Genomic DNA, 19530 nt, shown 5'->3' with positions numbered 1-19530 from the left:
TAAGGGGAATTAGTGCCCGACCGAATCTCCGCCGGAGCCGCGCAGGGTGCCGTCAACGACGCAGGGCTGCTCGCGCTGCGTGCCGAAGTCGAGAAGCTCATCACCGAAGCCCAGATCGGTGCACGGCGTGCGCAGCGCCGCGCCAAGCTGTGGCACGCGACCTATCTCAGCCTGGGTTTTCCTGCGGCGGTCCTCGCCGGTATGTCGGGCGCGGCGGGTCTGGCCTCCGCCGGGGCGCGGGTGCCTGCGGCCATCCTTGCGCTCCTGGCCGCCGGGTTCTCGGCCGGGTCGACCTTCCTGCGGGCGGACGCCCGCCACATGACGAACCTCCGCAGACGCTACGCCTGGCAGAATCTCGAGACGCGCGCCCGGCTCATCCTGGCCTACGACGCCTATGAGGGCCCCGAGCATCTGCACACCGCCCTCCTGGGCCTGCGCGAACTGCGCGTCGCTGTCCCATCCAGCGCCCTGATCCTGGCCGAGCAGCAGGCGCCGACGATCCCGGCGCCAGCCGTGAGGGCACCGACGGTTCAGCAGCAAGCCATCCCGGCCCCAACAGCGCAGCCGTCCGCACCCCCGCCCCCGCCCTCGCCCGATCCGTCGCCGGATCCGGCCGACCCGGTCGACTGACGCACCCCGCCCGGCCCGGAAACCCATGCCGATCCGGCCGACGACGCCATGGTGCCCACGCTGTGTGAGCCAGACTGCTACGCGTCGACCGAGTGCACGATCGAGCGCGTCCTGCCCCCGCGACATTCCGTACGTGGCGGCCGTCATCAAGTAGTTCCTCGGCATGGAGGACGCCTACGTCGAGGGCACGATGCGCTGGTGTGAACGGAAGGGATTCTCTGTGGCGAACACGGCGCCGCGCCGGTACCGCGTTCACGCGAAAGCGACAGAAGCTGGTCACCGAGTACCACGACAACCGGGCCGAGTTGCAAGCGTGGATGGACATCGTCAACCTTGCGATGGAGCACGGGCTCACCCGCACCACGCAGTTGGTGTCGCAGCCCGCAAGCTGCGGGTGGAGACGGCGTCGGTCTCACCGGTATCGGGCAGAGCAACTGGACCACCCGGCCGAAAGCGTCGTACCCACCTCTGGATTTGAGCCCCTAGTTCGCTCTGCAGATCAGCCCGTACCCCGACACATGGGGGCCATTTCCGGTCTCGGGAGCGGACTGCGGGCTCGCCGTCTTGCCGTCGTTCTCGGTCCGCGGTCGTTCCCCGTCCTGCTCTGGGTGGACAGGACTTCGCGTCGACGGACGGTCTATTTGATTGCGGACGCAGCCGATGGTTTGGCACTGTTCGGGACATCGTCCGCGTCTGCATCGTGAACTGAGGAGGCACCCTCGTGGCTGTCGTTCCGGAACGGCGTGTGGTTCTCCTGGGGGGCGGCTTCTCCACCGAGGACGACGGTCTGCTGGATGACTGGGTGCTCGATCAGGTGCGTGTTCCCCGGCCCAAGGTGTGCTTCGTGCCGACAGCCAGTGGCGACGCTCCCGCCTACGTCGAGCGATTCCTTGCGGCGTTCCACTCACGTTCCTGCGAGCCCAGTGTCTTGCAGCTGTTTCGGCGGGACCTCGATGACGACGGCCTGCGAACGTTCCTACTCTCTCAGGACGTGATCTATGTGGGTGGGGGCAACACCGCGAACCTCCTGGCGGTCTGGCGTGCGCACGGCGTGGACCGACTACTGAGCGATGCCTTTGACCGCGGGACCCTGGTGTGCGGTATCAGCGCCGGCGCCAACTGCTGGGCCGAGGGCTCGCATACTGACTCTTTCGGGCCTCTGACCCACCTCTGTGATGGGTTGGGACTGCTGTCCGGCTCGGTCTGCCCCCACTACGACAGTGAGCTGGGGCGTCGGTCGTCCTATCAGGCGGCCGTGGCCAACCACGCACTTCCGGCCGGTTGGGCAGTGGAGGACGGTGTCGGTGCTCTCTTCACCGACGGTCGGCTGACTGACTCGGTGACCCGCACGCCTCAGGCCCGGCTGTATCGGCTGGAGCCAGACGGAGACAGCGGAGTCAAGGAACAGGCCCAGCCATGTCGTCTGCTCGTCCCAGCACATCAGTCCACTCCGCCTGTGTGAACCAGCGATGTGAGCGCCGCGGATGGGGACCACCTTCGCATCAGCAGCCTGCCTCGCCGGGCCGCCCGAAGCCTCCTCTACGTATTCACCAGTGCATGCCCAACGCGTCCAAATCCGTCCGTCGTTGTGGGGTGAGCTTCGCATCTCCGCGTCGGCCATGGCTCCTGGCCGCCGCCGCAGTTCCCCGAGACGAACTTGCCCACAGGTTTCTCGTCGCTCCTAGGGTGAGAGTGACGTGTTGTGCTGTCTTGCCGAGGAGGAATGGTCGGTCATGGCGAATACGGATGAAGGCGCGACTCGGGTCCGTGAGGTGCGCCGCCGTCTGTTGCAGGAGGGGCCGCCGCGGACGCGAGACCACGAGGGAGACTTCGAGACCGTCACGGTGCCCGAGCAGCACTGCGATCAACTACGCGATCTGATGGTCTCCGAGGGAGTCGAGAAGGTTGTGGAGGTCGGTCTTGCCTACGCCAGCTCAGCGCTCGCCATCGGAGAGGCGCTGGTAACCGTCAACCGTCCGCTTCCCCAGCACGTCATCATCGACCCGTTTCAAGAACGCGAGTACTCCAACGTCGGCTGGGACCTACTGTGCTCCGCGGGGCTGGACTCGATCGCCACGCTCATGCTCCTTCCTTCGTCGATCGCGCTCCCGCAGCTGCTGACCGAAGGCTTCATCGCCGACGCGGCTTTCGTGGACGGCAGTCACCGGTTCCATGAAGTTTTCGTCGATCTCTACTTCTTGCGCAAGATCGTCCGCCCCGGTGGCTTGATTGTTGTCGACGATGACTGGTGGCCGTCCGTGCACATGGCTGTCCAGTACTACGAGCGGAATCTGGGATGGACGGTGATCTCAGATGCCTTCCCCGGCGAGGCGGCCGGCGTCGGACCTCAGCGCGGACAAGAGGCCCGGTGCAAGGCGTACCGCTTGCCTGACCCCTCGTTTGAACCCCCTTTCGATGACTTCCGGGCGTTTTAACCTAAACCGGCGGCAGCACCGCGGCCATGCGGGATATAGGGGACTGGTCCAGCGTGGTGCGTGTTTGCGAGACCGAGGCTGTCTGTCGCTGCAGGCGATAGAGGGCAGACATGGTGGTCGTCACGCGGTGATGCCTTCTTCGCGGCTTTCTGCGGTTTCATGACGTGGTGCGGTGCTGTCAGTTCGTGTGTGATGTGCGGTGCGGGCTGCGGTGTTGACGATGCGGAAGCCGGTGGCGGCGACAGCCAGGACCGCGGGCACCAACAGGAACGGGCCGCAGAAGATGAGCACCGTACCGACCACACCGCAGCTGACGGCGGCACTGATCCGCAGGCGGGTGCGGCCGCGCAAGAGGATGGTCGCTGAGGCGAGTCCGGCAAGGGTGACGGCCGCCAGGCAGGCAGAGGTGGCGCGCAGTAGACCAGCCAGGCCGATGAGCCCGAGGGCCGCCGCCGTGGTGATTGCCGCCGAGGCGAGCGTGACGACCGTGAGGCTGCGCCGGGGGACGGTGGCTGCTGCGGTTCGAGTGGTGATGCCTCGCGGCATGGCGCCTTGCTGTCCCAGGGCCTCGCCGAGCCGGGCGGCTCCTGCGAGGTAGGCGTTGACCGCACCGAAGGTGAGCAGGAGTGCGGCGGTTGCAGCTGCGGCGCGGGCGGTGGCGGCGAAGTTCTGATCCAGGAGGAGCGTGAGAGGTGTGGTGGTGGTTCCGGCCCGCGGGCCGAGCGCGCCGATGGTGACGAGGGCGAGTCCCAGGTAGAGGACGCTGACGATGCTCCAGGCGAGCAGGGTCGCCCGGGGAAGATCTCGGCGCGGGGTGGAGAACTCCGCCGCGAGGTGGCTGATGGCTTCCCAGCCCGCGAAGGCGAAGAACAGGATGCCGGCCGCGATCCCGACGGAGGTCCAGCCGTGGGGCAGGAAGGGGGTGAAGTGGGCTGTCCGGACATGAGTGCCGGAGACGGTGATGGTGATCGCCAGCAGGGTTGCCAGGAGTCCGACCAGGAGCATTTGCATTCGGCCCGACAGGCGCAGGCCGACGAGGTTGCTGCCGTAGGCCGTGGCCAGGACCAGCAGGGCGACCACCGATGCTGTGGAATGCCCCCACCCCGCGGCGGCGGCCGCGTACTGCCCGCCGATGAGTGCCGCGGCCGGTACGCCCAGGGGAACGGCCCAGTAGAACCACCAGCCCACCGGCGCGGCGAGGCGCGGCCCGAAGGCTCTGCGAGTGAAGGCTGCCACCCCCCCACCGTCCGGCTGCTGGGCGCTCAGAGCCGCGAACACCCAGGCGATCGGCAGGCTCACTATGACGAGGCCGAGCCACGCCAGAATCGACCCCGGTCCGGCGGCCGCCGCGGCCGTGGACGTCAACGTCAGTGCCCCCGGCCCGAGCACCGCACCGATACACAGGGCCGTGCCGGTCCCGACCCCCAGGCCGGACTGCCTCTCCATCACACGCCTCCACTCGTTGGTTCGTCTGACGTGGGTGAACGTAGAGCGATGGACAGGCGTTCAGGGGCTCGGCCGAAGGCAATTCGGCTGAGGGACGAGAATGGTGGTCATGGACGAACTTGATTCGCTGATCCTGGAACATCTGCAGCGCGATGCGCGGATCACCAACCGGGAGCTGGCCCGCTCGTTGGGGATCGCCGCGTCAACCTGTCTGGAGCGCACGCGCGCGCTGCGACAGCGTGGAGTGATCACGGGTTTCCATGCGGCGGTCGACCTGCGCGCACTCAACCGCCCCGTCCAGGCGCTGCTGTCGATCCAGGTGCGCCCGCTCAGCAGGGACGTCATCGAGGGATTCAAGGCGTACGTGAGCGACCTGCCCGAAGTCCTGTCCGTGTTCGTCATCGCGGGCAGCGACGACTTCCTCGTCCACGTGGCCGTACCGGACGTCGACCAGCTGCACGCATTCCTGATGGACCGCTTCAGCCAGCGCCGAGAAGTCGTCAACTTCCGCAGCAACGTGATCTATCAGCACGTCAGCACACAGGTCGTCAGCTCTCTGCACGACTCCACCAAGTAGGCGGCCCGAGGCCAGGACCGTGTCTCATGGGCCATTCCAATGTCTGGTGAACGACGGGCGCTGGCCGTGATGTGGAGCACCGCGGATGCCTTCCGGGCCTTCGCCTAGTACCTGGGGGCCGACCGGCGGTCCTGGACAGCACACACAGCTCAGTTCGTCTCCGCGCAGTTCGGCCAGCTCGCTACGGGGCGGGCGGATTCACGGGCGCCTGACTGCTGTCGACGCTGGGCGCCTGTGTCGGTGTCGTCCTCGCCGCTGTCATGCGGCACGGCCGCCACCCGGCCATCGGGCCACATGAACGAACAATGAGCGGCGCGTTCTTGCGGGGAGAGGATTGCCGCGGCCTCCTCTGTGCTGACGGTGGGGTGCTCGCCCTCTGCACAGGCCCGCAGCCGCGTTCCCAGTTCAACCGCTCCACCGGTGCCGCTCGCCTGGAATCAGCTCGGCCGCCAGGACACACTGATCGGCGTGACCCACGCCAGGGCTCTGAGCGCTCCCCCAACTCCCTCACCCTCCAGGATGACGCGGCGACCATGTTTTGCGGCGAACGCCGGCTGTGTCGCTGAGACGTCAGGCCGGGAAGCCGCCCCGACGAGGGCGAGGAGAGGGATGCCACGCATACGTGGGACGGATCCCTGTAAGGCGGCTTGTGCGAGGCTTCGGCTCGTGCCGTTGTTGAAGGCGCCGCTCACGCGCACACTCGGCAGAGTGCGTCGGCTTCGTGGTTGAGCGGGTTCGTCTCCGCGGCGAGTGGTGGCGGTTCACCGCCAACCGTGTCCGGGGTGGCCACGGACCACTCCACTTCGCGCTGGTCCACAGGGTCATCGGACACTCAACTGCCCACCGGGACCCGGCACGTCACCTCCCTGCGGCGGATAGCATCACATGCCCCTGTCTTCCACCCCTGCCTCTGGAGCCCCCATGAGCCGCACTCCTGGCTTTCCTCTCTCGCGCCGCGGCCTCATACGCACCGGCGCCGGCGCCGGCGCCTCGCTGGCCGCGCTCGGTCTCGGCGTCGGTGCGCAGACCGCCTCCGCGGCGGTGGCCACCACCAAGCGATTCGATCTCACGCAGCCGTCGTACGACCTGTTCCGGTCCAAGGACTTGCACGGTCCGCGGGTCCAGCAGAGTTTCGCCTTCGACTGGGTGAACAAGTTCCTGTTCGTGGCGACCAAGCGGGATGGAAGCGCCGAGTCCGCCGGTGACCTGTGCATCAACAAGATGGACTTCGACGGGAACTACATCTCATACATGCACCTCAACGGCTTCGGCCACGGCGTCGCCTTCGCCGCGGTGCCGAGCGGTTCCGGCACCGATCTGTGGATCGAGTGCGCCGCGAACGACAACGGGTACGGCACCGCGCTCACCCCCATCCGCTACACCGCCGACACCACCCTGGCCTCGCCGGCTGCTTCGGCCGCCTACCGGCCGATCTCCGGGGCCACTGAGTACACCTGCTCCGCCGACCCCGTCTACCAGCGCATGATCGTGCGCTACAACACCAGCGCCGGCAAGCGCGTCGCCGTGTATCCCCTCTCCGCCTTCCAGACGGGAAGCTTCGGGTCGCCGTTGGTCGACTTCCAGCAGCCGACGATCTCCGGCACCGCTCAGGGCTACACCCTCTACGGCTCGTACATGTACTTCCTGACGGGTGACCCGTATCCCGGCGACGGCACCCCCGTTGGCGACGGCAACACCTACGTCACCAGCATCGACATCAACACGGGCACCGTGGAGCAGGGCCCCGTCCTCACCAAGGCCGGCTCCACCCTCAAGTGGCGCGAGCCCGAGGGCCTGGCGATCTACCGCACCGACGCCGGCGAGGCCCGCCTCTTCATCGGCTTCGCCACTGGCGAAGAGGGCGACCGCCGCTCCAGCATCTTCTACAAGAACGATCTGATCTGAACTATGCCCGACCGGCGTCCGGCGCCCGGCTGTCAGCCACCGGGCGCCGGGCACCAACCTCCGGTCCTCCGGGCGACCGGCAGGCGCTGCGCCCGCAGGTGACGGAGCAGGCGATCACTTTCGAACGGCTGTGCATCGCCAGGGAACTGCACGGCATGCTCGCGCACAGCGTCGCGATCGTGGCGCTCGAGGCCGGCGCCGCCTTCGACGAAGCGCGGGCCCAAGGGCCTCGGGGTGGTCGCTGTTCTTCTCCTCGCGTTCGGTCAGGACGTCAGGACCTGGAAGAGGAGTTCGGCACTGTGGCGGTCGAGTTCCATGTATCCGAGTTCGTCGACGCAGAGCAGGTCCACGCGTCCGTAGCGAGCGATCGTCTTGTTCAGCTGCTTCTCGTCTGCAGCCTCGACCCGCTCGTTGACCAGCTTCGTGGCGAGGGTGCAGGACGCGGTAGTCCTTCATCCCGGCCTCGATGCCCAGCGCGATGAGTATGTGGGACTTGCCGGTACCAGACCTTGCCGCGGGGCAGCGTCGGCACGGCCTCGGCCAGGACACAGCGACGGGGAACTCTACGGGGCCAGATTGCGGCGACCGGGCCACCGACTGCGGCGATCGGGCCACCGGTGCGCGGTGGCCTGAGCCGCGCTGGCGCCCGCCGCAACGGGCCAACCGGCGTCGAGGGCGTTGTCGTCGGCAACACCTGGGTACCCGACTTTCCCCGGAAGCCTGCCGCTGCCAGGGCGGCGAGAGGCAGCTGCTAGTGGACTACGTACCCCCTACGGCCCCGCCGACAGCCTGCGTACAGAGCGGTGGTGATCGCGTCGGTGCGGGAGGCGGCGACCAGCGGCTGTGGGACAGCCTCTACGGAGTGCTGAGCCCCGGTCAGCGGGCGGTTCTCGATTCCCTGCTGACCGTGTCGCCGGGGACGCGGGTGTCGGAGCTGGACTCGACGCTGACCAGCTGTTCACCTTCGTCTAGACACCCACCCGGAAACCAAAACGCACAACACATACGAGGAAGAGGACCATCTCAATGAAAGCCATCGTGGTAACCGACCAGGCCGCGGGAACGGCGGGGATGACGCTGACGGAGCGGCCTGACCCGCCCGCATCGATCAATGACGTCATCGTTCAGATTCATGCATCGGGCTTCGTCCCGACCGAGATGGAGTGGCCATCGACCTGGACCGATCGCGCCGGCCGTGACAAGACGCCGTCGATCCCCGGCCACGAGCTGGCCGGAGTGGTCACCGCCCTCGGCTACGGCACGACGGGCCTGTCGGTCGGTCAGCGGGTGTTCGGCCTCGCCGACTGGCACCGTGACGGCACCCTGGCGGAGTACGTGGCGATCGAAGCACGCAACCTCGCACCGCTGCCCGGCGACGTCGACTTCACGGTGGGCGCGTCCCTGCCCATCTCCGGTCTGACCGCGTGGCAGGGGCTGTTCCAGCACGGCCGCCTTCAGGCTGGCCAGACCGTCCTTGCCCATGGCGCGGCCGGGGCAGTAGGGACGATGGTGACCCAGCTCGCACGTGAGGCCGGCGCCTACGTCATCGGCACCGGACGCGCCGCCGACCGCGAGAAGGCACTCGACTTCGGCGCGCATGAGTTCGTCGACCTCGAGAGTGACGCGCTGAAGGACATCGGCGGCGTCCATCTGGTCTTCGATGTCATCGGTGGCGACGTTCAGAAGCGGTCCGCTGCCCTGATCAAGGCTGGAGGAACGCTGGTGTCCATCGTCGGCCCGGTTGAGGCGCGACCCGCTGACGGTCTGGCGGTGGACTTCGTTGTCGAGGCCGATCGTGCCGGACTGGTTGAGATCGTGCAGCGGGTGCGGGACGGACGGCTGCGGACAAACATCGGTGACGTCGCGAGCTTGGATGACGCCGTTGGTGCCCTTAACCCGACCACGCGACGCAACGGGAAGACAGTCATCAGAGTACGCCCGTAGGACGCCACACGGCTGGTCACCGAAGCCGGCGGAACCTGGAGCCGATACGCCCCTGGCTACTATGAAAGGCGCCGATGACTGACACTGCCGGGATGCCCCGACCCAGAATCCGTGTCGCCGCATACGTCATCCGGCATCGCGCTTCCCCTGAAGTTCTGGTGTTCGACCACGTTGGTATGCCTGAGGCCGGAACCCAAGTCCCTGCTGCCGACACCGAGGGTGATGATCCCGTTCCAGTGCGCGAAATCGGTGTTGGCATCGACTTCCCACCAGGGCCATTGCACCGACAGGTGATCCAATGTGACACCCCGCTCGACTCTGGCCGCCGTGCAGGCGCAAGCGAGCGACAGCACGTCGCCGACGCTGAAGCCTCTCTCAGCCATCATTCGGCCAGGACAAACGGGGCTCCCGGCCGTCTACGAGCCAGGGCACCGCGCGGACGTGTGGGCCACCTACGACCTCTCACCGGGCTGACCGACGCTCGGCCCCAACTATCGCGCTCAGTCACATCTGGTGTGACTGAGCGCGGTAGTTGGGGCGCAGGTAAGAACGTTGTCACCTGCCGCAGACGGTGCTCCTCCAGCCCTGATTCAGGCCCGCATGGAGAGCACCGTGCGCACGCCTGTGTCCCGGGGCCAGACAGCCCTACCAGGGTCTTCACTCGCCCATCGCCGCACAACATCGCGTCGGTCAGCTCAAACAGCGCGTCACCCCGAGCGGGTAAGCAGCCATAGAAGTCGGGCCGGAACCGGGACAGCTCAGTCAGGGACTCACGTGGGCGGTGTCGTGCAGCTGACTCGCTCTCACGGCCTTGGTTGATCATCAGCGTCTCGACAGCGCGCATGATCACACCAGGGCCGCGCGCTAAATCTCTTTGGTCCAGGCCCTCCAGCGAAGCTAGCCTCTCGCCATGACCTGGGACGAAGGACGCCTGCTAGCCCTGGAGATTGACGCGAACTACGGCCTCGCACCGGCCCCGGACACCCCTCAAGCAGTCCTGAGTGATCCATCCCTGCTCGCGGTGTGGGCATGGTCCCCCCACGCACGTGTCCTGGCACTCGCGCCCGGACTCGCGCTCCCCAGCTCCATCGACGGCATGGAGCAGGAGTACAGACCCGGCCAGCTACCCGACGCACTGCGCTGTCTGGTCGCATCCGTCGACGATCGGACGGCGTCTGTGGAAGGCGGCCCGTGTTTCGTCTTCCCGGACCGTCTCGCCGTCCCAGGCCCAGCCCCGCTGCCCGTCATCTCCTCCAGCGTCGACGGTCAGCGCACCGCTCAACACCTGATCCGGCCTGACAACTGGCAGTTCGACGAGTGGAACGAACTGATCAACGGGCGCATGGGGGAGTGGGCCATGGCCGTCCACGACCGGGAGCCGGTGTCGATCTGCTTCACACCCGCGTCGAACGCCACCGCCGCGGAGGCAGGGATCTGGACCCGCCCCGACTTCCGCGGCAAGCGTCTCGCATCGACCGTCGTAGCCGCTTGGTACCAGCGTGAGTACCGCAACAAGACCGTGCTCTTCTACAGCACGACCGCAGACAACCACGCCTCCCAATCCGTCGCCCGCACTCTCAGCCTCACCCCACTGGGCTGGATTTGGACCGCACGTTAGGTCAGAGGGCGGGCGCGGATACGTTGAGACCGCCGACAACACAGCAGGGCGTCAGTCAGCGCCAGGGTCACGGCCACCGGAGCCCGAGTAGCAATGTCAGTGCCTCGTGGCACGCTGGACAACGCCCGGCGGTACCCATGCCGATGCTGCCGTCGGGCACCACAACAACTCTTGTGCGGGACGGGTCTACACCTGATGCCGAGGGCTGGGTTCTGGCGGGCGAGCCAGCAGTCCACTACTCCTTCGTAGGCGAGCCAGACCTGGCCCTTGCCTCGTCAACGTAACCGCCCCGGCTCCCGCACAACGCAGCGCAACGGGGAGAGGGCAGCGGACCGTATGAACCAACAGTGAGCCCGCCCAGCAAGTGCACGGATGGGCCGTGGAATCAAGGTTGTCGGGGTGTGCCGGTGTCTCGAACAGAGCCCGGGATCTCCCGGGTGCTGGCGGCGACTCTCGTCCGGTGGGCTACGCTGCGAGGCGATGACTACCGGGACGGCATTGCGCCACACACGGATTGGTGACCCGGTGCTCTTCTGAGCGCCGTACGGGTCGGTGAGGGCCCGCTGTTCGATCGAGGATCTTGCGCTGCTGCGCGGGCTCCGCCTCCGTCGTGTTGACCACAGGTTCGACACATCAACCACGACAGGAGAATTCATGCCCACCAAGACGCTGCAGATTCCCACCGCGGACGGCCAGTCGGACGCTTTCGCGGCCTTCCCTGACGGTGGTGAACGGCACCCGGGGGTGCTGATGTACGCCGACGGCTTCGGTATCCGGCCCGTGCTGCAGGAGATGGCTCGTGAACTGGCCGGGCACGGGTACTACGTGCTCGTCCCCAACCTCTTCTACCGGCACGGCCCGGCACCGGTGATCGAACTTCCCGAGCACATCGGAGAAGAGGTCCGGCCCGCGATCTTCGCCCAGCTGATGCCCTTGATCGAGGCGCACACCGCCGAACGTGTCCTGAGCGACGCCGATGCCTACCTCAGGTTCCTCGCCGCGCAGCCCGAGGTCGTCGCCGGACCGGTCGCGGTGACCGGCTACTGCATAGGAGGCCTCCTGGCGGTGCGCACCGGCGCGGCCCACCCAGGCCAGGTGGCCGCCGTCGCCGCCTTCCATGGCCCCGTGGGCGCCGACGGGCCCGACAGCCTCGCCAAGCTAACCGCTCAGGTCCACTTCGGCCACGCCGAAGGCGACATGACACCCGAGGCCCTCGGCGACCTCAACCAGGCCCTGGACGCTGCTGGCATCGGCTACACCTCCGAGATCTACGCCGGCACCACTCACGGCTTCACCATGTCCGACACCGACGCCTTCAACCCAGTGGCGCTGCAGCGCCACTGGGACCGCCTACTGCCCCTCCTCGACCACACCCTGGCCAAGCACTGAGGATCCGGCCCGGAAACCAAGCCTGAAGTAGACAGCTCCGGGCCCAAGGGGCTTTCGAAGTCGGCGTGAGGGCGGGCTGAGCCCGCCCTCACTGCTCTTCCTGGACGTATTAGCGCCGCCGATCCGGCATCGCTTCACGACGTTTGACGCACTGTTCGACCGGATCGACCAGCCTTTCTCTGTCGCGTACTTGGCCGTTCACGCGATCAGGTAGGGCGGAGCGGGCGGGTGATCCGTTTTGACGGCCGGCTGATCTCGACTCAGCGGTAGTCGCCGCTGCACCTACCGAGGAAAGGGCAAGGGTCCCGCCAGTGATCAGTGCTGCGACGGGGGCTGGAGGACTTGACGGCAGGGGCCACCGGTCCTGCGGCTGGCTCCCCATTGTGTGGTAACAACTGTTACCATCGAGATATGGCGAAGAAACAGCAGCTGGGTGCGCGGGTGGATGGGGAAGTCGCGGAACTCGCGAGGAAGCGCGCCGCGGACCTCGGACTGAGTGTGGGCGACTACCTCGCCCGGCTGGTGCAGGACGATGCCAGCGGCCTGCGTGCCCGTGCGGTGGACGCGGCCGCCCGCTTCCTGGCCGAGCACCAAGGGGTCTTCGACGAGGCCGAAGAGGCCCAGCAGGCAGCTCGGGGAGCGCACGCGGCCTGATGGAACTGCATATCGACGTTCCCTGGATCCTGCAGGTCACCGAGGCCGCCGGTGCCGACGATCCGGCCCCCGATGATTACGGTGTTCCCGTTTCGGCGGTAGCGCGTCACCGCGCGGAGCTGTTCGAACAGCCCGTCTACGATGGCCCCTACGCCAAAGCCGCCGCCCTGGTGCACAGTCTGGGCCGGTGCCGCTGGCTGGAGCGCTCCAATCTGGCCGTCGCCGCCGCCACCGGCGTCATGTATCTCGACGCGGCCGGCGTTCCCGCCAAGCCCGCCCGTGAAGACGCCATCGCCCTCAAGGACCTGCTCCTCGACCCTGCCTGCACCGCCGGGAAGATCGCCGCGTTGCTCCGGACCTGGCCCACCGCAACCTGACGCCCGCCTATCCGGCGCCCCTTCGCCCGGAGCAGGACCGTTCGCGGCGGGCGGGCCCGGAGCATGCACGGACAGGCCCGGGCGCAGACCGAGGCGCCCTCGGGCAGAGAAATCAGAACATTGATCAAACTCCCTCCAAGGCTATGCGGGCGTACGCCTACACCGTCCTGATACTGCTCAACTTCCTTACAGTGCGGGACCTGGACTCGCGGCTGCCGACCGAGAACGACGTCCTGGAGTTCCGGCGGTGGCGGCGGGAGGATGCCGAGGAGGCGGGTGGCGAGGCCACCTGGGATCGGGATGCAGCCGCTATCGGCGGGCTCTACGACTACCTGGCCCAGGTCGGTTACGTGAGCGGGCGGCCCTGGCGGGAGACGGGACGCGGAGAGTCCCTGGGCAGCGGGGTGAGGCGGGGCCCGTGGGTCCGGCACATGGAGCTTGACCAGTACCGGTTCTTCCGGGACGTCGGGTTCGGCGGCCTGCAGCCGGGCGGCGACCTGGACTTGGCTTTCCGGGGGTGGCGGCCTCACCACAACCGCTCGATGTAGGAGCTGGCGCTGATGACGGGGATGCGGATCCAGGAGGAGCCAGCCCTGCTGCCGCCCGGACTCGGCCTGGCCAACGGCCATCGGTCCGCAGTCGCGGACGTCGACCTGGCGGTTTGCGCGAAGTGCCGACGGCCACGGTCAGCGTGGGAGGATCCGTTTCTGCTTTCCCGGCATCGAGAGCGAGGTCCTGCGGGGCGGTGAGGCAGGCGTGGGCCGTCATGGCGGGGGTGATGTGGCGGTGCCGGCCCGGGTAGCAGAGGCCCTGGTAGGTGTCCAAGCCGTAGTCCTGTTTCGTGGTCTGGAAACATTCTCGACGCTCCACCGGCTGCCGGCGACGCGGATCGGGTCGTCGGGTGTGGTGGCTGATGGGCAGCAGGCGGTGTAGTAGGAGATGGCCTGGGGCTGGCTGGTGCTGCTGCGGGCGATCGCTGCATGGCGGCGGACTTCGCGGTGCCAGTCGGGCGGACCTCCACTCTCTCCCAGTCGAGGACACGCGGCCCGTGGGTGCCGTTGCCGCAGGGACGGCGTCCCGTTTCTGCCGGGGGCGGCCCGGGAAACAGGTCGTGGCCGGGATGGTCGATGGCCCAGCGTGACGACGGTTTCGTGGCGGGTGGCAGCTATGACGTGGAAGGCATCGGCCCGTTCGAGCTCGGTCGGCAGTCCTTGGAGAGCCACGCCAAAGCCCGTTGCAGTGCTAGCGGAGGCGTCTACGGCCACGTGTTTTCGAAGCCTGCATCCGTGGTGTTGCTGGGAACCTGCGGTAGCCGTCTCAGCGGTATGACGGCCCCTCGTTCTCCCGGACTCAGTGGCGAGGTCCGCTGTGGTCCAGGATCCATGCGATCTGGTCGCTGACCCAGCGGCGACGGTCGTCGTCGTTGCTGTCCCGTCCCGCGTCACGGCTTCGGCCGTCGTGAGGGGTGTCGAGGAGCTGCACGTGGTGGGAAGCGATGGCTGTCCGGTCGTTGGTCGGGTCGGCCGCCGCCGAGGCGGAACCAGCCGTCGCGAGGAGTCCCGCCGCTGCGAACGTCACGGAAGCGGCCCCGACAGCAGCACGTTGCGCAATTGTGAAAACCATGATCTTTTTCCTCCTTGCATACCCAATGACCTGCACAGCAGGCCGCGAGGGCTCGTCTTCAATCAGGCACTGACGACAGTACAGGGAGGTGGTTGAATGATGAACTACTTGAGGAGTGAGGTGCGCCATGTCCCGAAAAGTCGTTGCGTCGGACTTTCCGGTAGCCCGAATCGGTTGCCTGGGACCGGGCAGTTGGCGGAGCGGCTACTTCTTCTTCACGTCGGTGTTGACGGCTGCTCGCCGCCGGCTTGGTGCTGCGTGATCTGCTCGTTGGCGTGGCGGAGCCGGGTGCTGCTGACCTGTCAGGGTCTTGGCCGGGCCTGAAGCTGATGCCCTGCCCCATTAGCGGCTGACCGGCGGTGACCGCCGGGACGGGCGACCGGGGATCCGTTCCTCGGCGAGTCTGTGTCTCCCGCCCGGCCGGTGTACGCGCTCACCCTGGCGACGCAGGCAACGGTTTGTGCGCCGCTGTGCCCGAGCGGCCCCGCCCCGGTCGCCGGCTCCGGCCGACGATGCCGCTCACTCAAGGACAGCAACAACACAAGGCCACCGATCGTGCTGCCGGTTGACCGCGCATCACCTCTGAGTCGCCATACCGGATCAACGACGATCGCGATCGGAGGCGACGCCTTGATTCCTGGCGGCTCCTGAGGGCGATGCAGGTCTGCGTGACGGTCTGCGGCTGGATGAGGTTCAGGGCCCCATCTGCCTGCTCGGGCACGTCACGGGCGCGCCAGTAGCCTTCGGTCGCCAGAGCGTTCCGGTAGCCCCGGCTCCTTCCGCAGCTTGCGAGGCACGGCAAGACCGCCGCCAAAGACGCCTACGTCATCGCGGACAAGGCGCGGATGCGCCGGGGCCTGCAGCCCTTACGGCACTGGGACGAGATTGCGGTGGTTTGAAGATCCTCCTCGCCCGACGGGTTGGAGTCAGTACTTGCTTCCCGCGCTTGAACGGGCCTTCAACTGTGCCGCCTTCAGGGTCGCGCTTGTCCCGCTGGCCGGATACCAGGCGTCGGCAGCCTGCGCCGTGGGTCAGTGCGTGTCCGTGCGGTCGAGGTCGGCGAGCAGCCTTTCCGCGTCGGTCATGAGTGAGCCGTAGACGTGCCAGGCGCCGGGCTTGGTGAGGGTTCCGCGGGCGATGCTGTCGGTCATGGTGTCGTGCCAGGACAGTGTGCCGTCGATCGCTGTGCGCAAGCGTTCGCGGGGAGATGCGTCCGGTGAGCCCGTTGCCGGGCCGGGTTCGGCGAATGCCTGGACGGCTGCTCCCGCCAGTTGGAGGGTTTCGGCGTACTGGTCGAGGAACTGGTGTCCCAGGTGGTGGTCGGCGTGGTTGTCGTGCGCGTTGTCGGCGAGGGTCCGTGCGATTCCGCGCACCTGGATCGACACGCCGCGCAAGACCCTGAATGTGTCGTCGAAGGTCGTCTCCTTGCGTCGCGTGTGCGCGACGCAGCGTGTGTTCCACCGCAGGCTCTCGTCGGCCTGCCGTACCTGTTCCTCTGCACGAGTGAGGCGTTTGTCCAGGCTGCGCGCCTGGTGGAGCCAGGTGTGGGCCTCAGGGGTGAGCTGTCGCCCGGAGAGGCCGGTGCCCATGTCGTGCAGCAGTGTTCCTATAGAGCGGGCGAGGTCGCGTACGGCGGAATCGGACTCGTTCAGGTAGAGCGGTGGCAGGACCAGGGCGTTGACCGCGATGCCCACCGCCGCGCCTGTGAGCGTCTGCAGCGCGGAGGATATGAGACTGCCCATGGGATCGGTTGCGGTGGCGGCCAGCGCGATGACTGCGGTGGAGGCGACCTGGAGACGGTCGTCAGCGGTGCGGCGAGGGCCCGCGATGACCGCGATCACCGCGATGACCGCGACGGCGCCCGCGGTCGGTCCCAGCAGCCGGGCCGTCGCGAGGGCGAGGATCAGCCCGGCGACTCTGGCCACCACGTTTTGTGCCGCCTTGGTCACGGACTGGTACACGGTGGACGCGTTGACCATGAGCAGAGCCGTGGCGACCGCCAGGTAGGGCCGCTCCTCGGGGGACCAGGGGGCCACGATGCCCCAGGTGAGCATTGCCGCGATGAGGGTTTTGGCGCCGTGCACCACATGGCTGGCCCGCTTGGTGTGGAGTCGGCCGACGAGGCGACGTAGCGGCCCTGCTGCCGACACCGGAGTGCGGCCCAGCCGGATGGTTGAATCTTGCATGACCTCGATGATGGCATCATATGTCCGTTTTGATCTCGTGACATCGGCCACGGTCACCCGTGGCCCATTACTGCTGGCCGACGGCTGGGGTTGGGGGCAGGTGCCTCGCGGCGCATCGCGAAAGGGACGGGGAGCACCGAGAGGATGGGTCCGGGCGGGGGTCATGCAACCCAGATCCAAAGCCCCTCCGCGCGGCGGGACGATGCGGCCCGCTCGCATCAGCGGCCTGCCTCGCCAGGCCCGAAGCCTCCTCTACGTATTCACCAGCGCATGCCGAGTGCGTCCAAGTCCGTTCGTCGTCGTGGGTGAGCTTCGCGGCTCGCCGTCGTGTGTTGGCGATCCACATGCCGAGTGCGACGGGCACACCGTCCCCCTCGCTCCCCATGCCGATCGAGCCGCGTCCGCACCCTCCCGCGGGCACCAACTCGGTTTGATTTCCAAGTATGTTCAGGTGTCCTTCGCGGGTGTGGAAGCGGCGTGCGGCGGTCAGGCCGAGCGTTTACTTGTCGTCCTGAGTCCGCTGTACCGGCCACTCGTCTTCCCCGGCCTCCTCGATCCTGAGGACGCTCTCAAGCAGCCACTGCTGTGCCTTGCGGAGCTTGTCCCATCCCAGCCGCTGTGCCAGCACCCCTGCGTCGAGGTCTTGGCCCTGCGAGACCAGGACGCAGCTCACTCGGCAACGCGCCGTCGGCGTCGATGTGGTTCTTGGCCCGGCGGCAGCAGCGTTGCTACGCGGTGTTCCAGGCCGGGCGCCGGCCCGGGGCGATGGAATCCAGCGCGTCCAGACGGTCCCCGGAGAGCTCCACCCGCTCGCAGGTACGGCTTTGTGGCTTCGCTGTTCTCCAGGAACAGCGTTTGGCGACCGCCTTCGGACGCGGTTGGTGATTGCCTGGCTCACGGGTCTCGATGAGAAACGACGGCGGTGTCGTGTCCACGACTTCCGGGGAGAGCACGTGACCGCCCGACGGCTTCAGACGAGCATGTTCGGCACCCTCGTGCGCCGCGCTCTCGTTCCCAAGAGGCTGCTGCGCTGACATCCGGCTCACAAACCGTGCGTGCGGAGATTCCGGTGGCCAACACCAGGACCAGGACCTGGCTGACCGCCACCTGACGCCCGCACAGCCGGCGCCGCTTCGCCCGAAGCGCTAAGACTCGCGCGGGGCGGCCCGCGGCCCGGGACTGCGCACTGACCTGCCCGGTTACAGACCGAGCCGGCGGCCCACCGTCACAGACGATGTCTCCGACGGGGGACCGGCCGGAACTGGGATGGCGGGGCGTCGTTTCCGGCCGCGGGCACATCGTGGCGAACAGGATGGGAGCTGGAGGTGGTGGGGCAGATCAAGTGGCAGGTCAAGTGGCAGATCAAAGCGGTGCCTGATCCCTTGGCGATCAGTTGGCCACCTGGTTTACTGCGCGCATGATTACGGGGGTCATGGCCTTCCTGAGTCCGTTCATCGCGCAATAATCGCAACGCGGCGAGCCCGGCGGACACGTGCTCGGGCCGCGGCGGGGGAAGCCGTCTTCTTCGAGGTTGGGGCCAACCGCCCGGACCAGGGACGCCGATACAGCCGTGGCCGGGTGCGAGCCGGGCACGAGTTCCGATGGGAACCTCGCAGGTCTCGGACGGGGCTGCGCGAACTCCCGGCAGATCTGCGCTACGTCCGCTCACGCGATTCGACGTTCGACGAGCATTGGTGGCTCCCGACCGGCGCGTGGGTAATCGAGTGTGATTCCTCTGCGGGGCCTGTACGTCTGTATGTCCACGCGGAGCAGGTGGTGCAAGTCGTGGACATGATCCGGCGCACAGGTGCCCCGGACTTGGTGAAGCCATAGAGGTTGTCTCACGTGGCAAGTTTCGCGAGCTTCTTGTAGCAGGTCACGGCGGCGGCCATGGCCAGGCCTCGGCTCCGCCGGTCGTTGCGGAGCATGTACAGGATCTTGAGGCCACGAGCAGCCCATGGCAGGCTCATGCCGCATGATCGATGAATTCGCGAAAGACAACCTGCACGGAAGACTGCGGCGAGACCGCAAGGCGCTGCTCTGGAAACTCGACGGTTTGTCCGAATACGACGCCCGCCGACCTTTGACAGCGACCGGGACCAACCTCCTCGGCCTGGTCAAACACGTGGCCACCGTCGAGGCCAGGTACTTCGGCGAGGTCTTCGACCGTCCTTCCCCGGAACCGCTGCCCCGGTGGCAGGACGCCAATGGCAGCGATCTGTGGGCGACCGAGGACGAGACCCGCGGTCAGATCATCGGGTTCTACCGGCGCACGTGGGAACACTCGGACGCGACGATCAACGAGCTTCCCCTCGACGGCCCCGGCCACGTGCCCTGGTGGCCGGAGCCTCATGCCGACACGAACCTGTTCGCCGTCATGATCCATGTCCTCGGCGAGTCCATACGGCATGCAGGGCACGCCGATATTCTGCGCGAGGGCCTCGACGGCCGGACCGGGTTGCGCGCCGAACATGAGAAGCAGATCGACGAGGAAGCCCGTGCAGCCCACTGCGCGAAGATCGAGCAGGCCGCCAGATCGGCCGCACCAATCAAGGCTTAGACCCAATGCCGTTGCGTTACAGGCTTGCGGGTTGGGGTCTTGTGATGTGAGGACTGCTGGAGGTCCGGTGCGGGTCGGCTGCGGGCAGGAACGGTGTTCAGGTCGCTTGAGGTGGTAGTTGGACATCTTGCGTTTCACCGCGCGGGGCTGGCTGCGGACGCGGCTGATGGGCAGGAGCCGTTCCAT

Annotated in this window: 18 protein-coding genes and 2 pseudogenes; 12 read left to right on the top strand and 8 right to left on the bottom strand. The window is 67.4% G+C overall.

Going from position 1 to position 19530, the window contains the following annotated elements:
- The first annotated feature begins 12 nt into the window (after window positions 1–12).
- From ACZ67T_RS35880 to ACZ67T_RS35870, 3 genes are all read left to right on the top strand, one after another.
- On the top strand, window positions 13–630 hold the full coding sequence (locus ACZ67T_RS35880) for a hypothetical protein (protein WP_469989831.1): 618 nt from the start codon (window positions 13–15) through the stop codon (window positions 628–630).
- 721 nt (window positions 631–1351) lie between these two features.
- Window positions 1352–2092 carry a Type 1 glutamine amidotransferase-like domain-containing protein gene (locus ACZ67T_RS35875; protein ID WP_469989829.1) on the top strand — a complete coding sequence of 247 codons (741 nt, stop codon included), beginning with the start codon at window positions 1352–1354 and terminating at the stop codon, window positions 2090–2092.
- A 271-nt stretch (window positions 2093–2363) separates the two neighbouring features.
- Window positions 2364–3065, top strand: coding sequence for a class I SAM-dependent methyltransferase (locus ACZ67T_RS35870; RefSeq protein ID WP_469989827.1), 702 nt, complete (start codon window positions 2364–2366; stop codon window positions 3063–3065).
- 120 nt (window positions 3066–3185) lie between these two features.
- Here ACZ67T_RS35870 and ACZ67T_RS35865 read toward each other — a convergent pair whose 3' ends face one another.
- The gene (locus tag ACZ67T_RS35865; RefSeq protein ID WP_469989825.1) at window positions 3186–4511 is read right to left on the bottom strand and encodes an APC family permease; all 1326 of its coding nucleotides are present in this window, start codon (window positions 4509–4511) and stop codon (window positions 3186–3188) included.
- A 109-nt stretch (window positions 4512–4620) separates the two neighbouring features.
- Here ACZ67T_RS35865 and ACZ67T_RS35860 point away from each other — a divergent pair, with 109 nt between their 5' ends.
- Entirely contained in the window at window positions 4621–5088 is a 468-nt protein-coding gene (locus ACZ67T_RS35860; RefSeq protein WP_469989823.1) for an Lrp/AsnC family transcriptional regulator, read from the top strand.
- 921 nt (window positions 5089–6009) lie between these two features.
- Entirely contained in the window at window positions 6010–6993 is a 984-nt protein-coding gene (locus tag ACZ67T_RS35855; protein ID WP_469989821.1) for a phage baseplate protein, read from the top strand.
- Between the two features lie 269 nt (window positions 6994–7262).
- Here ACZ67T_RS35855 and ACZ67T_RS35850 read toward each other — a convergent pair.
- Window positions 7263–7515 (bottom strand): annotated as a pseudogene (locus ACZ67T_RS35850) (ATP-binding protein); the annotation flags it as partial.
- A 504-nt stretch (window positions 7516–8019) separates the two neighbouring features.
- Here ACZ67T_RS35850 and ACZ67T_RS35845 point away from each other — a divergent pair.
- Complete coding sequence (locus ACZ67T_RS35845) at window positions 8020–8937, top strand: NADP-dependent oxidoreductase (RefSeq protein ID WP_469989819.1); 918 nt, start codon at window positions 8020–8022, stop codon at window positions 8935–8937.
- Between the two features lie 59 nt (window positions 8938–8996).
- Here the strand turns inward: ACZ67T_RS35845 and ACZ67T_RS35840 are convergent, their stop codons facing one another.
- A complete protein-coding gene (locus ACZ67T_RS35840; RefSeq protein WP_469989817.1) occupies window positions 8997–9323 on the bottom strand; it encodes a hypothetical protein in 327 nt (108 codons plus the stop codon).
- A gap of 524 nt (window positions 9324–9847) precedes the next feature.
- Here ACZ67T_RS35840 and ACZ67T_RS35835 point away from each other — a divergent pair.
- From ACZ67T_RS35835 to ACZ67T_RS35815, 5 genes are all read left to right on the top strand, one after another.
- A complete protein-coding gene (locus ACZ67T_RS35835) occupies window positions 9848–10555 on the top strand; it encodes a GNAT family N-acetyltransferase (RefSeq protein WP_469989815.1) in 708 nt (235 codons plus the stop codon).
- A 654-nt stretch (window positions 10556–11209) separates the two neighbouring features.
- A complete protein-coding gene (locus ACZ67T_RS35830; RefSeq protein WP_469989813.1) occupies window positions 11210–11944 on the top strand; it encodes a dienelactone hydrolase family protein in 735 nt (244 codons plus the stop codon).
- Window positions 11945–12355: 411 nt separating this feature from the next.
- Window positions 12356–12598 carry a hypothetical protein gene (locus ACZ67T_RS35825; protein ID WP_469989811.1) on the top strand — a complete coding sequence of 81 codons (243 nt, stop codon included), beginning with the start codon at window positions 12356–12358 and terminating at the stop codon, window positions 12596–12598.
- Complete coding sequence (locus ACZ67T_RS35820; RefSeq protein WP_469989809.1) at window positions 12598–12975, top strand: fic family toxin-antitoxin system, toxin component; 378 nt, start codon at window positions 12598–12600, stop codon at window positions 12973–12975. The genes ACZ67T_RS35825 and ACZ67T_RS35820 overlap by 1 nt, the downstream gene beginning before the upstream one ends.
- A 143-nt stretch (window positions 12976–13118) precedes the next feature.
- Window positions 13119–13523, top strand: coding sequence for a hypothetical protein (locus ACZ67T_RS35815; protein WP_469989938.1), 405 nt, complete (start codon window positions 13119–13121; stop codon window positions 13521–13523).
- Window positions 13524–13665: 142 nt separating this feature from the next.
- On the opposite strand, the pseudogene ACZ67T_RS35810 reads toward ACZ67T_RS35815, so the two are convergent.
- From ACZ67T_RS35810 to ACZ67T_RS35790, 5 genes and pseudogenes are all read right to left on the bottom strand, one after another.
- Window positions 13666–14225, bottom strand: a pseudogene (locus ACZ67T_RS35810) (transposase family protein); the annotation flags it as partial.
- Between the two features lie 100 nt (window positions 14226–14325).
- Entirely contained in the window at window positions 14326–14598 is a 273-nt protein-coding gene (locus ACZ67T_RS35805; RefSeq protein WP_469989807.1) for a hypothetical protein, read from the bottom strand.
- A gap of 1031 nt (window positions 14599–15629) precedes the next feature.
- Window positions 15630–16784, bottom strand: a complete 1155-nt coding sequence (locus ACZ67T_RS35800) for an FUSC family protein (protein WP_469989805.1) — start codon at window positions 16782–16784, stop codon at window positions 15630–15632.
- 499 nt (window positions 16785–17283) lie between these two features.
- A complete protein-coding gene (locus ACZ67T_RS35795; RefSeq protein ID WP_469989804.1) occupies window positions 17284–17457 on the bottom strand; it encodes a hypothetical protein in 174 nt (57 codons plus the stop codon).
- 1168 nt (window positions 17458–18625) lie between these two features.
- Window positions 18626–18754 (bottom strand): hypothetical protein, encoded by a 129-nt coding sequence (locus tag ACZ67T_RS35790; RefSeq protein WP_469989802.1) that lies wholly within the window; start codon window positions 18752–18754, stop codon window positions 18626–18628.
- 5 nt (window positions 18755–18759) lie between these two features.
- Between ACZ67T_RS35790 and ACZ67T_RS35785 the strand changes: the two genes are divergently transcribed.
- Complete coding sequence (locus tag ACZ67T_RS35785) at window positions 18760–19344, top strand: DinB family protein (RefSeq protein ID WP_469989800.1); 585 nt, start codon at window positions 18760–18762, stop codon at window positions 19342–19344.
- Window positions 19345–19530: the final 186 nt, after the last annotated feature.

It is taken from the genome of Streptomyces sp. NPDC107517, from assembly GCF_055582645.1.
Note: the sequence above shows the minus strand (reverse complement) of the source record. Positions and strands in the feature narration are given on the sequence as shown.